12 protein-coding genes and 2 pseudogenes are annotated in these 14,035 nt (G+C 70.4%); 4 read left to right on the top strand and 10 right to left on the bottom strand.

Annotated elements, in window-relative coordinates; translation table 11 throughout:
* Positions 1–334: 334 nt before the first annotated feature.
* Positions 335–504: pseudogene (locus ACWDYJ_RS06010) on the top strand (glycoside hydrolase family 3 C-terminal domain-containing protein); the annotation flags it as partial.
* A 106-nt stretch (positions 505–610) separates the two neighbouring features.
* On the opposite strand, the gene ACWDYJ_RS06005 reads toward ACWDYJ_RS06010, so the two are convergent.
* The 10 genes from ACWDYJ_RS06005 to ACWDYJ_RS05960 form a co-directional block, all read right to left on the bottom strand.
* On the bottom strand, positions 611–2,407 hold the full coding sequence (locus ACWDYJ_RS06005) for an alpha-L-fucosidase (protein ID WP_451564252.1): 1,797 nt from the start codon (positions 2,405–2,407) through the stop codon (positions 611–613).
* An 80-nt stretch (positions 2,408–2,487) separates the two neighbouring features.
* On the bottom strand, positions 2,488–3,123 hold the full coding sequence (locus ACWDYJ_RS06000; RefSeq protein ID WP_451564251.1) for a LutC/YkgG family protein: 636 nt from the start codon (positions 3,121–3,123) through the stop codon (positions 2,488–2,490).
* Positions 3,120–4,634: a LutB/LldF family L-lactate oxidation iron-sulfur protein gene (locus tag ACWDYJ_RS05995; RefSeq protein ID WP_451564250.1), complete on the bottom strand. Its 1,515-nt coding sequence runs from the start codon at positions 4,632–4,634 to the stop codon at positions 3,120–3,122. Before ACWDYJ_RS05995 ends, ACWDYJ_RS06000 begins: the two co-directional genes overlap by 4 nt.
* Positions 4,631–5,371 (bottom strand): (Fe-S)-binding protein, encoded by a 741-nt coding sequence (locus ACWDYJ_RS05990; protein WP_451564249.1) that lies wholly within the window; start codon positions 5,369–5,371, stop codon positions 4,631–4,633. Before ACWDYJ_RS05990 ends, ACWDYJ_RS05995 begins: the two co-directional genes overlap by 4 nt.
* A complete protein-coding gene (locus ACWDYJ_RS05985; protein ID WP_451564248.1) occupies positions 5,362–6,267 on the bottom strand; it encodes an amidohydrolase family protein in 906 nt (301 codons plus the stop codon). Before ACWDYJ_RS05985 ends, ACWDYJ_RS05990 begins: the two co-directional genes overlap by 10 nt.
* Positions 6,264–6,575, bottom strand: a complete 312-nt coding sequence (locus ACWDYJ_RS05980; protein ID WP_451564353.1) for an L-rhamnose mutarotase — start codon at positions 6,573–6,575, stop codon at positions 6,264–6,266. Before ACWDYJ_RS05980 ends, ACWDYJ_RS05985 begins: the two co-directional genes overlap by 4 nt.
* The gene (locus ACWDYJ_RS05975) at positions 6,572–7,627 is read right to left on the bottom strand and encodes an aldo/keto reductase (protein ID WP_451564247.1); all 1,056 of its coding nucleotides are present in this window, start codon (positions 7,625–7,627) and stop codon (positions 6,572–6,574) included. Before ACWDYJ_RS05975 ends, ACWDYJ_RS05980 begins: the two co-directional genes overlap by 4 nt.
* Positions 7,624–8,397, bottom strand: coding sequence for an SDR family NAD(P)-dependent oxidoreductase (locus ACWDYJ_RS05970; protein ID WP_451564246.1), 774 nt, complete (start codon positions 8,395–8,397; stop codon positions 7,624–7,626). The genes ACWDYJ_RS05975 and ACWDYJ_RS05970 overlap by 4 nt, the downstream gene beginning before the upstream one ends.
* A complete protein-coding gene (locus ACWDYJ_RS05965; RefSeq protein WP_451564245.1) occupies positions 8,394–9,731 on the bottom strand; it encodes an L-fuconate dehydratase in 1,338 nt (445 codons plus the stop codon). The genes ACWDYJ_RS05970 and ACWDYJ_RS05965 overlap by 4 nt, the downstream gene beginning before the upstream one ends.
* 14 nt (positions 9,732–9,745) lie before the next feature.
* A complete protein-coding gene (locus ACWDYJ_RS05960) occupies positions 9,746–10,597 on the bottom strand; it encodes a fumarylacetoacetate hydrolase family protein (protein ID WP_451564244.1) in 852 nt (283 codons plus the stop codon).
* A 529-nt stretch (positions 10,598–11,126) separates the two neighbouring features.
* Here ACWDYJ_RS05960 and ACWDYJ_RS05955 point away from each other — a divergent pair.
* The 3 genes and pseudogenes from ACWDYJ_RS05955 (at position 11,127) to ACWDYJ_RS05945 (ending at position 13,972) form a co-directional block, all read left to right on the top strand.
* Positions 11,127–12,173, top strand: coding sequence for a sugar ABC transporter substrate-binding protein (locus ACWDYJ_RS05955; RefSeq protein WP_451564243.1), 1,047 nt, complete (start codon positions 11,127–11,129; stop codon positions 12,171–12,173).
* A 129-nt stretch (positions 12,174–12,302) separates the two neighbouring features.
* Positions 12,303–13,220: pseudogene (locus ACWDYJ_RS05950) on the top strand (ABC transporter permease); the annotation flags it as partial.
* 50 nt (positions 13,221–13,270) lie between these two features.
* Positions 13,271–13,972, top strand: a complete 702-nt coding sequence (locus tag ACWDYJ_RS05945; protein ID WP_451564242.1) for a FadR/GntR family transcriptional regulator — start codon at positions 13,271–13,273, stop codon at positions 13,970–13,972.
* Positions 13,973–14,035 lie beyond the last annotated feature (63 nt).

The following is a 14,035-nucleotide window of genomic DNA, read 5'->3' as shown; positions in this document are numbered from 1 at the left end:
GGGAACACCCAGGGGCGCACAAGGGTCGCTTCCGAGATTCTTCCGAGGTCTGGCAGGGACTCTTCGTCTGCCCTGCTTGATGTAACGGTGCTGATCTCTTGACACTCACCCTGGTGCCTGATGAGCATCGAAGCGCTTCGAATACATTCATCGCTCCACTCAGGGGGATCCCAGATGTCCGCACACACGCCGCACACACCACCACCTTTCCGCGATCCTCAGCTGCCTGTCGCGAAGCGCGTCGACGACCTTCTGTCGCGGCTCACCCCCGACGAGAAGATCGGACCACCCTCTGTTGGGCCGCAACGAGGAGGGCTACTCGGAGGACCCGAAGCTCACCTCGGCGCCGTACGCGGTCGATCACGCGGAGGTGCCGGCGCTGCTGTGGACGGCCCACGGCGGCCAGGCGGCCAGGCGGCCGGCACGGCCCTGGCCCGGACGCTGGCCGGCGACGTCTCGCCCGCCGGCCGCCTCCCGCAAACCTGGTACGCCGACGACTCGGACTGCGCGGCCCGGTGCGGCTCGCGCGCGTCGCCTTCTCCGTCTGAGGTCCGCATCAAGCCCGAGCGCGCCGGGGTGGCGTGCCCTCGGCACGCCACCCCGAGGACGCTCAGCCGATCTTGGTCATGTTCCAGTTCTGCGCGGCGCCGCCGTTGGCGGACCACTGGATGACCGGGTTTCCGTCCCCGCTCGCGTAGGAGTTGTCCAGCACCTTTTCGCTGTGCCGGTTGGTGAGCCGGAACGCACCCCCGCCCAGCGCGGTGACCGCCCACTGCTGTCCCTGACCGCCGCTGTCGGTGCGCTGCACCATCACCGCGCCGTCGGAGGTGCTGCCGTTGTCGTCGAGGGCCTTGCCGCTGCGGACACAGAGCAGTTTGTAGTAGCCATGGCCCAGGTCGGTGACCGTCCACTGCTGCGGGGAACCTCCGTTGGGGGTCCACTGGATGACCTGGCCGCCCTCGGTGGTGGTGTTGGCGTTGTCGAGGGCCTTGCCGTTGTGAGCGCTGACCAGCCGGTAGACGCCGCCCGCGAGGACCGCCGGCATGCCGCTGACCTCCACGCAGACCACGGAGTCGGTCGCGCTGGGCGCTGTGGGCGGCACGCTGACGTTGATCTGGCCGCCGCTGGCCGTGTAGGAGAGCGAAACCGATGGATTGTTCATCAAGTAGACGCGGCTGATCGTGTTGTGGACCGCCGGGATCGGCAGGGTGCCGCCCGTCGGCCACGTGAAGACGTGGGCGAAGAGCTTGCCGTTCTTCTTGGTGATCCTGCCCCAGGACGGCTCGCCTGCGAAGGGGCTGCCGCTGGTGCCGTGGATGCTGTCGGCGTGGGTGGCCATCCAGGAGGCGAGTCCGCCCAGTACCGTCGTCGTCGCGGCGGTCACGGTGCCGTCACCCTTGGGGCCGATGTTGAGCAGGTAGTTGCCGTCCCGGGAGACGACCGTGACCATCTCCTGGACGATGTCCTTCACGGGCCTGTAGTTGTCCTCGGCCCAGTCGGTGTAGCCCCACTGGCCGTTCATGGTGGCGCAGGTCTCCCACGGCCGGTCCAGCGGCGTGGCGGGCACGGTCTGCTCCGGGCAGGCGAAGTCACCCAGACCGAGGTCCCGCTTGACACGTTCGTTGATGACGAGTCCTGGTTTGCGGGCCATCAGCCAGCTGTAGAGGTCCTCGCCGTCGGCCTTGGTCCACCAGTCGGTGAGCGTGGGGCCGGCCGGGTTGGCGCACCAGTCGCCGTCGAACCACAGGAGGGCCGGGTCGTAGCGGTCCAGCAGTTCCTGCAGCTGGGCCTTCATGTCGTTGATGTAGGCGGTGCGGGCGGTCTGCGACGACATGTCGGAGAAGAGGGTGCCCCGGTTGATGGTCTGGGAGGGGTGGCTCCAGTCCAGGATCGAGTAGTAGAGCCCGAACTTGATGCCCCGCTTCTCGCACTCGGTCTTCAGCTGGGCCAGCAGGTCGGGCTGGTAGCCGTTGTAGTCGCGCAGGTTGTACTGCTTGGTGCCGGTGGTGTCGGTGAAGCCCGCGACGTCGGAGTCCCACATCGCATAGCCCTCGTGGTGCTTGGCGGTGATCACGAGGTATTTCATGCCGGCGTTCCTGGCCAGTTCGGCGATGGTGGCGGCGTTGAAGTTGTTCGGGTTGAACGGGGTGGTCACCTGGGTCTGGTAGTCGGCCTTGTTCCAGTTCTCGGCGGAGAACGCCCACTCGCCGTGGCCGCGGTAGGAGTAGGACCCGAAGTGGATGAACATGCCGAACCTGGCCTGGTACCACCAGTCCAGCTTCGAGGGGACGTTGTAGGCCTGGGCGGTGGCGGGCCACAAGGCCTGCGGCAGACCGAACGCCGCGGCGCCGCCGGCGAGGGCAGCGGCCTTGATCAGGGAGCGTCGGCTGAGGGGGGAGGAGGACATCGTTCGACTCCTGGAAATGGATGGGCGTGGACTGGGGATGACGAAACGTTTCAGTGAGTGATGCGGCACGGCACCGGGCGCTATGCGTCCACCACCAGGACGATGTCCAGGGTTCTGGGCCCGTGCACGCCCTCGACACGCTCCAGCTCGATGTCGCTGGTGGCCGAGGGGCCGGAGATGAGTGTGAGCGGCCGGCGGGGGTCGAGCCGGCTCAGCGCCTCGGGCACGTCGGGGACGATCTGGTCCACCCGGACCACGCAGACGTGCTGGTCCGGCAACAAGGTGAGGGCCCTGCGTCCCTGGCCGGGTCCGTGGTCGAGGGCCACGGTGCCGGTGACGGCGATCGCGGTGGCAACGGTGGTGACCACGGCGTCCGCCCCGTCGAGTTGTCCCACCGTCAGCGGCGGCGTGTCTTCCAGCCGCGACCAGGGCCCCTCCGGGAGCAGGTACTCGGGAAACCCGGGCGGCACCACCAGGGTCCGTGCACCGGTGCGGGCCAGCGCGCGCCCGACGGCCGCCGCCGCACCGGCCGCCGGAACTCGGACCACAGTGGCGCGGTACTCGCCGGCACGCTCGGCGAACAGCCCGACGACGTCCGGTCCCGCGTGGTCGGCGCGTGGAGTGGCCGGGATCGGTATGTCGTCGGGGTTCTCCGATCCGGGCACGTCGGCCAGGGCTCCCCGTACCGCTCTCAGGACGGTCTCGCGGCCGTTCATCGTTCTCCCTTCCCCTCCGTCGTCGCAGGGCTGTCCTCGTTCACGGGTGTTCTCGTCCGGCGCCACCAGGCACGGAAGGTCTCCCGGGGCGGCAGGGGCGTGTCACGGCTGTCGGACCAGCGGGCGAACGGACCCGGCAGGGCGCCGATCCTGCCGTCACGGGCCACCAGCCGGGCCCCGAGGGCGGCGAGCTTCTGGGCCGCAGCCAGTCGGCCCGGGGAGGACATGGCGGCGCCCGCGGCCCTCATGGCGAGCGCCTCGATGGTGGGCAGGCGCCTGTTCCGCCGCCCTGCCTCCACGGCCTTGGCACGCAGATGGACCAGTACCTCGGGAATGTCGATCTTCACGGGGCAGGCGTCGTAGCAGGCGCCGCAGAGGGTCGAGGCGAAGGGCAGGGAGGCCGCGTTCTCGATGCCGACGAGCTGCGGGGTCAGTACGGCGCCGATCGGGCCGGGGTAGACGGATCCGTAGGCGTGGCCGCCCGTGCGCTCGTACACCGGGCAGACGTTCAGGCACGCCGAGCAGCGGATGCAGGCGAGGGCCTGGCGGCCCACCTCGTCGGCCAGCGTCGCGGAGCGGCCGTTGTCGAGGAGGACCAGGTGGAAGTTCCTGGGGCCGTCGCCCTCGGTGACGCCGGTCCACAGGGAGGTGTACGGGTTCATGCGCTCGCCCGTCGACGAGCGGGGCAGGAGCTGGAGGAAGACGTCCAGGTCGGCGAAGGACGGCAGGACCTTCTCTATGCCCATCACGGTGATCAGCGTCTCGGGCAGGGTCAGGCACATCCGCCCGTTGCCCTCAGACTCCACCACCACCACCGTCCCGGTGTCGGCGGCGGCGAAGTTGGCGCCCGAGACGGCCACCTTGGCCCGCAGGAACTTCTCCCGCAGGTGGAGCCGGGCCGCCTCGGCGAGATCGCGGGGATCGTCGGAGAGCCCTTCGGGAGCCGGCCTTCCCCACTCCCCCATCTCCCGCCGGAAGATCTCCCGGATCTCGGAGCGGTTGCGGTGGATGGCCGGCACCAGGATGTGGGACGGGCGATCGCGGCCCAACTGCACGATGAGTTCGGCGAGATCGGTCTCGTAGGCGCGGATGCCGGCGTCGGCGAGCGCCTCGTTGAGGCCGATCTCCTGGGTCGCCATCGACTTGACCTTGACGACCTCACGCGTTTCATCGTCACTGCCGCCGGTCGCCCGCACCAGGCAGGTGACGATGCGGTTGGCCTCGGCGGCGTCCGCCGCCCAGTGGACCACTCCGCCCGCGGCGGTCACTGCCTTCTCCAGGCGGAGGAGATGGTGGTCGAGGTGGCGCAGGGTGTGACGTTTGACGGCTGCGGCCGTCTCGCGCAGTTCCTCCCAGTCCTCCAGTTCGGCGGCGACCGCCAGCCGCTTGTCCCGGATGGTGCCGGTCGCCCGGCGCAGGTTCGCCCGCAGTTGGGTGTCCGCGAGCGCGGTACGCGCCGCCTGGGGGAAGGCCGGGGTGCCCAGCCATACGACGTTGTCGGCGCCGCTCACCGTACGTCCCCTTCCGTGGAGGCCAGGATCTCGGCCAGGTGCATCGTGCCGACGCCGGTACGCAGGCGGGACAGGCCGCCGCCGATGTGCGCGAGACAGGAGTTGTCGCCCGCGGACACGAACTCGGCCCCGGTGCCCATGACATGGCGCATTTTGTCGGCGAGCATGGCGTTGGACACGTCTGCGTTCTTCAGCGCGAAGGTGCCGCCGAAGCCGCAGCAGGACTCGGCGGCGGGCAGTTCGACGAGGTCGATGCCCTTCACGGCGCGCAGCAGCCTGAGCGGCCGGTCGCCGACCCGGAGCATGCGCAGCGAGTGGCAGGTCGGGTGGTAGGTGACGCGGTGCGGGAAGTACGCGCCTACGTCGGTGACGCCGAGGACGTCGACGAGGAGTTCCGACAGCTCGTACACCGTCGGCGCCACTCGCTCGACCGCCTCGGTGAGGGCGGCGTCCCCGTACTGGGCGGCCACCACCCGGTGGTGGTCGCGCACCATGCCCGCGCAGGACCCGGAGGGAGCGACGACGGCGTCGTAGCCCGCGAAGACCTCGGCGAAGCGGCGCACCATGGGCATGGTCTCGGGCCGGTAGCCGGTGTTGAAGTGCATCTGGCCGCAGCACGTCTGGTCCCGCGGGAACTCCACGGTGTGGCCGAGGCGTTCCAGCAGTGCGGTCACCGCCCGGCCGGTGCGGGGGAACATCGTGTCGTTGAAGCACGTGATGAAAAGGGCTATGCGCATGGGGATTCCTGGGGCGGGACCGGGGGTGCGGTGACTAGGCCGTAGGTCCGCACGGCCGTGCCGGTGAAGACGTCGCGGCGCTCGGCCGGGCTGAGCCCGGCCGTCACGTCGCCGGCGGCGGCGACGACTTCGGCGTAGGTGGCGGCGAGCCGGCAGACGGGCCAGTCGGAGCCGAACATCAGCCGCCCGGGGCCGAAGGCGTCCAGGACGGTGTCGGCGTACGGCCTCAGGTCATCGACCGTCCAGGAGCCCCAGTCGGCCTCGGTGACCATGCCAGAGAGTTTGCAGACGGTGTTGGGAAGGGCGGCGAGGCGCCTGATCCGCTCCGCCCAGGGGGCGAGTTCGCCGGACGCGATGGGCGGCTTGCCGAGGTGGTCGAGGACGAAGGTGAGGCCGGGCAGGCGCTGCGCGGCCTCTACGGCGGCCGCGAGCTGGTGCGGCTTCACCACGAGGTCGTAGACGAGTCCCGCTCCGGCGATCGCGGTCAGGCCGCGCAGTGCCTGCGGGCGCACGAGCCAGCGGGGGTCCGGCTCGCCCTGCACCTGGTGGCGCATGCCCACCAGGTGCTCCCCGCCGGGGCCGGCCCGCAGCCCGGCGAGGGTGTCGGCGACGTCGGGTGCGGTCAGGTCGGTCCAGCCGACGACGCCGGTGACCAGGTCGCTGCGCGCGGCCATGGCCAGGAACTCGGGGGTCTCTTCCGGCACGGTGATCGTCTGCACCAGCACGGTGGCGGTGACACCGGCCGCGCGGGCCTGCGGTGTCAGGTCGGCGAGCGAGAAGTCCCTGCGCAGCGGGGCGAGTTCGGGCCCGGTGATCCAGTCCTGGTCGCGCACGGACAGGTCCCACACGTGGTGGTGGGCGTCCACGATTCCCGGCCCGTGGTCCGCCCCGGTCACAGCTCCCACACCACCGGCAGCGAGGCGTCCGCGCCCTGCGCGGAGTAGTCGTGGACGACGTCCAGCAGCTCGTCCATCCGCGCCTGCCAGGCGATGTTGACCGGCAGCTTCTCGAGTTCGGCGATCACCGCCTGGTAGTCCTGGACCTCCAGTACGTGGAACAGGTCGGTGCCGCTGCGCCATATCGTCCACTCGCTCACCCCCGCGGCGCGGATGGCTGCGGTCAGCTCCTCGGGCACCTGCCGGTGCGCGGCGTCGTACTCCTCGGTGCGGTCGACGCGGACCTTGGTGTGCAGGGCGACCTTCATGACGTCTCCTTCCATGACGGCTCCTTCGGCGACGGGGTTTCCCCTATGGGCGCGGTGACGGGTACGGGGGTGTCCGGGTCCAGCAGGCCCTCGGCGCGCAGCTCGTCCCACAGGGCGTCCGGTATCGGGCGCCGCAACTGCTCGACGGTGTCGCGCACCTCCTCGGGGGAACGGGCACCGGTCAGGACGCTCGCCACGGACGGGTGGCCGAACGGGAAGCGCAGCGCGGCGGCTCGCAACGGCACGCCGTGGCGCTCGGTGACCGCCAGCAGCCGCAGTGCCCGGTCGAGCACCGGCTGCGGGGCCGGCCCGTAGTCGTAGGTGGCACCCGGCCGGGGGGCGGTCAACAGACCGGAGTTGAACACTCCGCCGATGACGACGCTGCGGCCGCGGGCGGCCGCCTCCGGGAGCAGTTCGGTGAGCCCGTCCTGTTCCAGGAGGGTGTAGCGGCCGGCCAGGAGCACCACGTCGATGTCGGTCTCGCGCAGGAAGCGGGCGGGCAGGGCGGACCGGTTCATGCCGATGCCGATCGCCCCGACCGCGCCTTCCCCGCGCAGCCGCTCCAGCGCCGGGTACGCCTCGCGCAGCGCCTGCTCGGCGTGGTCGTCCGGGTCGTGCAGCAGGGCGATGTCGACGCGGTCGAGGCCGAGGCGTTCCAGGCTGGCCTCGAGGGAGCGCAGCACTCCGTCGGCGCTGAAGTCCCAGACCCGGCGGTGGGTGGCCGGGACGGCGAAGCCGTGGGCGAGGTCGTGGTCCATCTCGTCCCCGGGGCCGCCCCGCGGGCTCGGCACGAGGAGCCGGCCCACCTTCGTGGAGAGGGTGTAGGTGTCGCGGGGGCGGCCGCGCAGGGCGGCACCGAGCCGCCGTTCCGACAGGCCCAGTCCGTAGTGGGGGGCGGTGTCGAAGGTGCGGACACCGGCGTCCCAGGCCGCGTCCACGGTGGCGCGGGCGGCCTCGTCGGTGACCGGGTGGTAGAGGTTGCCGAGGGCCGCGCAGCCCAGGGCGAGCTCCGAGACCGGTACCGCGGTGCCGCCCAGGCTGGTGGTCCTCACGACCGGGCCGCCGGGCGCAGCCGCAGTCCCTGCATGCCGCCGTCCACCGCGAGCGCGGTGCCGGTGACGGACGCCGCGGCCGGACCGGCCAGGTAGACGACGGCGGCCGCCACCTCGTCGGCGGTCACCAGACGGCCCATCGGCTGGCGGGCGCTGAGGGCGGCCCGTTCGGCCTCGGGGTCGTCGGCGGCGTCGAGCAGCCGGGCCACCCACGGGGTGTCGGCGGTACCGGGGTTGACGCAGTTGACGCGGATGCCCTCACTGACGTGATCGGCGGCCATGGCCAGGGTGAGGGACAGCACGGCGCCCTTGCTGGCGGAGTACAGGGCGCGCTGCGGCAGTCCGGCGGTGGCCGCGATGGAGCAGGGGTTGACCACGGACGCAGTGCCCGGACGGGCAATGGCAGCGCGGCGCAGGTGGGGCAGGGCGGCCCGGGTGGTGCGGACCATGCCGATGACGTTGACGTCCAGGACGCGGTGCCACTGTTCGTCGGGGTTGTCCTCGACGGTGCCGGCGGCACCGATGCCCGCGTTGTTGACGAGGATGTCGATGCCGCCGAGCCGCGTGGCCGCCTCCTCCACGGCGGCGCGTACGGAGGCGTCGTCGCCGACGTCGGCCTTGAGGCCGAGCAGCGGTTCGGGTACGCCTTCCGGATCGAGGTCGAGTACGGCGACGGCCGCGCCCCGCGCCGCCAGCGCGCGGGCCGTGGCGAGCCCGATACCGGACGCGCCGCCCGTGACGAGAGCCCTGAGGCCGGTCAGTTCGGTCATGCCGCTTCCTTCTGCGCGGCGCGGTCGGCCACCCAGAACGTGCCGTCCGGGTAGAGGTACTCGGCGATGGACTCCTCACGCATGGTGGCGGAGAAGCCGGGGGCGAGCGGCGCGGTGTAGTGCCCGTCCCGGATCACCACCGGCTCGATGAAGTGCTGGTGGAGGTGATCGACGTACTCGATGACGCGGTTCTCGGTGGTTCCGGAGAGGGCAAGGTAGTCGAACATCGACAGGTGCTGCACCAGCTCGCACAGTCCCACTCCGCCGGCGTGCGGGCACACCGGCACCCCGAACTTCGCGGCGAGCAGCAGGATCGCGAGATTCTCGTTGACCCCGGCGACCCGCGCCGCATCGATCTGGAGGACGTCGATGGCGCCGGCCTGGAGGAGCTGCTTGAAGACGATCCGGTTCTGCACGTGCTCGCCCGTGGCCACCTTCACGGGGGCAACGGCCTGCCGTACGGCCGCGTGGCCGAGGACGTCGTCGGGGCTGGTCGGCTCCTCGATCCAGTACGGGTCGAACTCGGCGAGCGCGGTGGTCCACCTGATCGCCTCGGGTACGTTCCACCGCTGATTGGCGTCGATGGCGATGCGGATGCCGTCACCGACGGCGGCACGGGCGGTGCGCAGCCGGCGGATGTCGTCGCTCATGTCGGCGCCGACCTTGAGCTTGATCTGCGTGAAGCCGTCGGCTACGGCCTGCTTGGCCAGCCGGGTGAGCTTGTCGTCGGTGTAGCCGAGCCAGCCCGGGGAGGTGGTGTAGCCGGGATATCCGCTCTCCAGCAGGGTTGCCTCACGTTCCGCGAGCCCCGTGCGGCCCTCCCGGAGGAGCGTGAGGGCGTCCTCGGGGGTGAGGGCGTCGGCGATGTAGCGGAAGTCGACCTGGGAGACCAGCCACTCCGGCGAGGCGTGGGCGAGCAGCCGCCACAGAGGCTTGCCCTCCCGCTTGGCCGCCAGGTCCCACACGGCGTTGACCACGGCGCCGATCGCCATGTGCATCACGCCCTTCTCGGGGCCGAGCCAGCGCAGCTGGCTGTCGCCGATCAGGTCGCGGCTGACCGATCCCGGATCGGCGCACAGCTCCGATAGGGAGCGGCCCACGACGTGGGGCCGCAGTACGTCGATCGCGGCGACCTGGACGTCGTTGCCGCGTCCGATGGTGAAGGCGAAGGCGTGTCCTTCGTGTCCGTCGCCGGCGTCGGTGCGCAGTACGACATAGGCGGCGGAGTAGTCGGGGTCCGGGTTCATCGCGTCGGAGCCGTCCAGTTCCCGCGAGGTGGGGAAGCGGACATCGTAGGTGTCGACGGCGGTGATCCGAGCGGAGGTTGCAGTCAAGGTGGTGCTGCCTTTCACGCTTGGGCGAAGGTCTGGCGCTGGCTGCCGAGGCCGTCGACGGAGAGCTCGACCGTGTCGCCGGGGCGCAGGTAGGGAGTGCCGGGGAGGCCCAGAGCCACGCCCGCGGGCGTACCGGTGTTGATCACGTCGCCCGGCTCCAGGACCATGTACTGGCTCAGGTACCACACGATGTGGTCGACGGTGAAGATCATGTCGCTGGTGTGACCGTCCTGCCGCTTCACACCGTTGACGCTCAGGTACAGGCCGAGGTTCTGCGGGTCGCCGGCCTCGTCGGAGGTGACCAGCCACGGGCCGAGCGGGTTGAAGGTCTCGCACGACTTGCCGAGGTCCCACTGCGGCGAGTACTCCAGCTGGAATTCCCGCTCCGATACGTCGTGGCTGATCGTGTACCCCGCGATCACGGCCCGCGCGGCATCCGGTCCGTCCAGGTAGCGCGCCCGTCGGCCGATGACGACCGCGAGTTCGACCTCCCAGTCGGTCTTCACCGATCCACGGGGGATCAGCACCTCGTCGTACGGGCCGACAACCGTGCCCGGGTCCTTCATGAACACCACCGGACGCGCGGGAACCGCCGCGCCGGTCTCGGCGGCGTGTTCGCGGTAGTTCAGGCCGACGCAGACGACCTTGCCGGGGCGGGTGACGGGCGCCCCGATGCGCAGGCCGTCGCGGTCCAGTTCGGGCAGCTCTCCCGTCGAGACCGCCGCACGGGCCCGGTCGATCCCCCGGGAGGCGAGGAAGACGCCGTCGATGTCCCGGGTCACGGAGGACACGTCCAGCAGCCGACCGTCGTCGACGCGTACGGCGGGCCGCTCTTCACCTGGGGATCCGACTCGTAGCAGTTTCACCGGGCAGCTCCCTTGCCGTTCGTACGGGCTCCGGTCATCCGCGTGGCCTGTCAGTCATCGGATGTATCCCGGACCACAGCGACTTTAGGCACGGAGATCGCAGCTGACAATGGATTCCTCGGATGTATTTCCTCGCCGTTTCCGTCGGCGCTCTCACAGCGCGGCTCTTCCCCTGGTCGCCCGGGGACAGGGGAACACCGCACGCCCCGCCATCCGATGAATCCCGGGCGGTCCGGGGCACGTTCCGTGAAACGCCGTTGCCCGTGCAGTCGGACATCGGGCGGGTCAAACGGAGTCGGGGCGATACCACCACGCTCTGCGGCGCGATGGCCCAGCACATCGCCTGGTCGCGCACTCTTGTCAACCTCGGCAACGTCGTCGTAACGTCCCGTCCGAGATACATCGGAGGACTGGCCGGATCATTCGGTGCGCCCGTCCGGCGCCCCCGCCGCCTTCCGCAAGACGCGTACGCCACCCCGCCCACCGTCGCCCTGCGCCCCGCGCCCCTGGCTGAGGAGAGAACACGGCCATGAAGCCCACTCGAACCCGCTCCACCGCCGCAGCCGCAGCCGTCCTCGCGGTGCTGGCCCTCGCTACCGCGTGCAACCGCGAGGGCGCCGGCTCGGCCGCCCCGGGCGGCGGCAAGTCGGTCATCGGCATCGACCTGCCCCGCTCCGACTCCGACTTCTGGAACTCCTACGCCCAGTACCTGAAGAACGACATCAAGGCCGACGGCATCAACGCGCTACCGCTGAGCAACTCGCAGAACGACGTCACCAAGCTGGTCGCCAACATGCGGGTGTTCCAGAACACGGGCGCCAAGGCCGTCGTCATGGCACCCCAGGACACCGGCGCCGTCACCTCCACCCTGGAGACCCTCGCGTCGAAGAAGATCCCGGTGGTGAGCGTCGACACCAGGCCCGACAAGGGCGCCGTCTACATGGTTGTCCGAGCCGACAACAGGGCGTACGGCACCAAGGCGTGCGAGTTCCTCGGCAAGCAGCTGGGCGGCCAGGGCAAGGTCGCCGAGTTCCAGGGCGCCCTCGACTCCATCAACGGTCGCGACCGCTCCGAGGCGTTCGCGGAGTGCATGAAGACGAAGTTCCCGCAGATCAAGGTCTTCGAGCTGCCCACCGACTGGAAGGGCGACGTGGCCTCCGCCAAACTGCAGAGCCTGCTCGCGCAGCACCCGGACCTGAACGGCATCTACATGCAGGCGGGCGGTGTCTTCCTGCAGCCCACTCTTGCCCTGCTGGAGCAGAAGGGCCTGCTCCAGCCCGCCGGACAGAAGGGCCACATCAGCATCGTCTCCAACGACGGCATCCCGCAGGAGTTCGACGCCATCCGCAAGGGCCGGATCGACGCCACCGTCTCCCAGCCCGCCGACCTCTACGCCAAGTACGCGCTGTACTACGCCAAGGCCGCCGCCGAGGGCAAGACCTTCCAGCCGGGTGCGACCGACCACGGCTCCACCATCATCAAGCTGCCCAACGGCCTGGAGGACCAGCTCCCCGCTCCGCTGGTCACCAAGGACAACGTCGACGACCCGACCCTGTGGGGCAACAACGTCGGCTGATGACCGGCGGGCCCCCGCACCGCGCGCGGTCGGGAACGGACAACCCCCCGTCCCCCGATCGCGGCCTCTCCCCACACCCCCTCATCGCCCCAGCCTCCGTACACGAAGGACGGTATCCACCATGGCGACGTCCTGGGCCTGATCGGGTACATCGTCTCGCCGGCCTTCCTCACCGCCGACAACCTGATCGGTGTGGCTCAGCAGTCCACCGAGCTGAGCCTGCTGGTGCTCGCCACGACCTTCATCCTGATCGCCGGCCGGATGGACCTGTCCCTGGAGTCCACCATCGGCGTGGCTCCCGTCATCGCCGTGTGGCTGATCCTGCCCACCAGCGGGGGCCGGTTCACCGGACTCGGCCTCTTCCCCGAGTGGACGGCCGTCCCGCTCTGCCTGCTGGTCGGGGCGCTGATCGGCGCCGTCAACGGCTTCCTCATCCTCAAGCTGCGCCTCAACGGCTTCATCGTCACGCTCGGCGCCCTGACCCTGCTCCGCGGACTGCAAGTCGCCCTCTCCGAAGGCCAGTCCATCGTCGAGCTGCCCTCGTCCTTCACCTACCTGGGCAGGGCGTCCTGGCTGGGCGTGCCCGCCGCGATCTGGGTGTGCGCGCTGCTCTTCGCGGTCGGCGGCAGTGCGCTGGCCTGGCTCCGGCACGGCCGGGCGCTGTACGCGATCGGCGGCAATGCCGAGGCCGCCCGCACCGCGGGCGTCCGCGTCGACCGCACCGTGTGGGTCGTCCTCATCCTCGGCAGCGTGCTCGCCGCGTTCGCCGGTATACTTTATACGGGGCACTACGGCTCCATCTCCGCCACGCAGGGCAGCGGCTGGATCTTCCAGGTCTTCGCCGCGACCGTCATCGGCGGAGTGAGCCTCAACGGCGGCAAGGGTTCCGTTTTCGGCGCCCTCACCGGCATCCTCACCCTCCAGCTCGTCGTCAACGTCATGACGCTGGCGGGCGTACCGCCCCTGTGGAACCAGTTCCTCAATGGCGCCATCATCATCGTCGCCCTGGTCATCTCCCGATTCGCGTCCGGCGAGAAGCAGGAATAGCCACGTCCCGCAAGCGGCTCCGCACACACCCGGCACTGAGAGGCACGTTAGTGGCACTGACGGACGAGGCGATCGACAAGATCAAGGCGATGATCCTCGACGGCGAACTCGCGCCCGGCTCCCGCCTGCCCAAGGAGGAGATCCTCGCCGGACAACTCGGCTTGTCCCGGAATTCGCTGCGCGAGGCCGTCCGGGCGCTGACAGCCATGCGAATCCTGATCACCCGCCAGGGCGATGGCACGTACGTTTCCAGCCTGGAGCCCCATCTCCTGCTGGAGAGCCTTTCCTTCGCCGCCGATGTCTCCCAGGGCCACACGGCACTGCAACTGGTCCAGGTACGCCGACTGCTGGAACCGCAGGCGACCGGGCTGGCCGCTGCCCTGCTGACGCCGGAGGACCTCCAGGAACTGCGCGACATCCTCGACAGGTCCCGGGCCGCCACCACCGTGGAGGAGTTCGTCGCCCACGACATCGCCTTCCATCTCAGGATCGTCGAAGCCGTCGGCAATCCCGTGCTGTCGATGCTCCTGCGGGTACTCTCCACCCGCACCCAGCGCGTCCGCATCGTCCGCGGCAGCCGGACCCGTCACGCGTTGGACAACGCCCACCAGGACCACGAGCAGATCCTCCGCGCGCTCCAGTCACGCGACGCCCTGCTGGCCGCCTCCGCCGCGACCGTCCACATCACGGCCGTGGAGCAGTGGCTGGCCGCCAGCCTGGGCGACGACCCGCTGCGAGCGATCGACGACTGACCGCCCCGTCGCACCTCCACCCCCGCGGGCCCAGGCCCCTCCTCCCACGGCGACCCGGTGGCG

It is taken from the genome of Streptomyces sp. NPDC003042 (assembly GCF_053591315.1).
The sequence above is the reverse complement of the archived record's forward strand: the minus strand, read 5'-3'. Positions and strand labels throughout refer to the sequence as shown.

Coding starts and splice junctions, on each gene's coding strand:
- ACWDYJ_RS06005 (WP_451564252.1), bottom strand. CDS start 2,407: ATGTCCTCCTCCCCCCTCAGCCGACGCTCCCTGATCAAGGCCGCTGCC.
- ACWDYJ_RS06000 (WP_451564251.1), bottom strand. CDS start 3,123: ATGAACGGCCGCGAGACCGTCCTGAGAGCGGTACGGGGAGCCCTGGCC.
- ACWDYJ_RS05990 (WP_451564249.1), bottom strand. CDS start 5,371: ATGCGCATAGCCCTTTTCATCACGTGCTTCAACGACACGATGTTCCCC.
- ACWDYJ_RS05980 (WP_451564353.1), bottom strand. CDS start 6,575: ATGAAGGTCGCCCTGCACACCAAGGTCCGCGTCGACCGCACCGAGGAG.
- ACWDYJ_RS05970 (WP_451564246.1), bottom strand. CDS start 8,397: ATGACCGAACTGACCGGCCTCAGGGCTCTCGTCACGGGCGGCGCGTCC.
- ACWDYJ_RS05955 (WP_451564243.1), top strand. CDS start 11,127: ATGAAGCCCACTCGAACCCGCTCCACCGCCGCAGCCGCAGCCGTCCTC.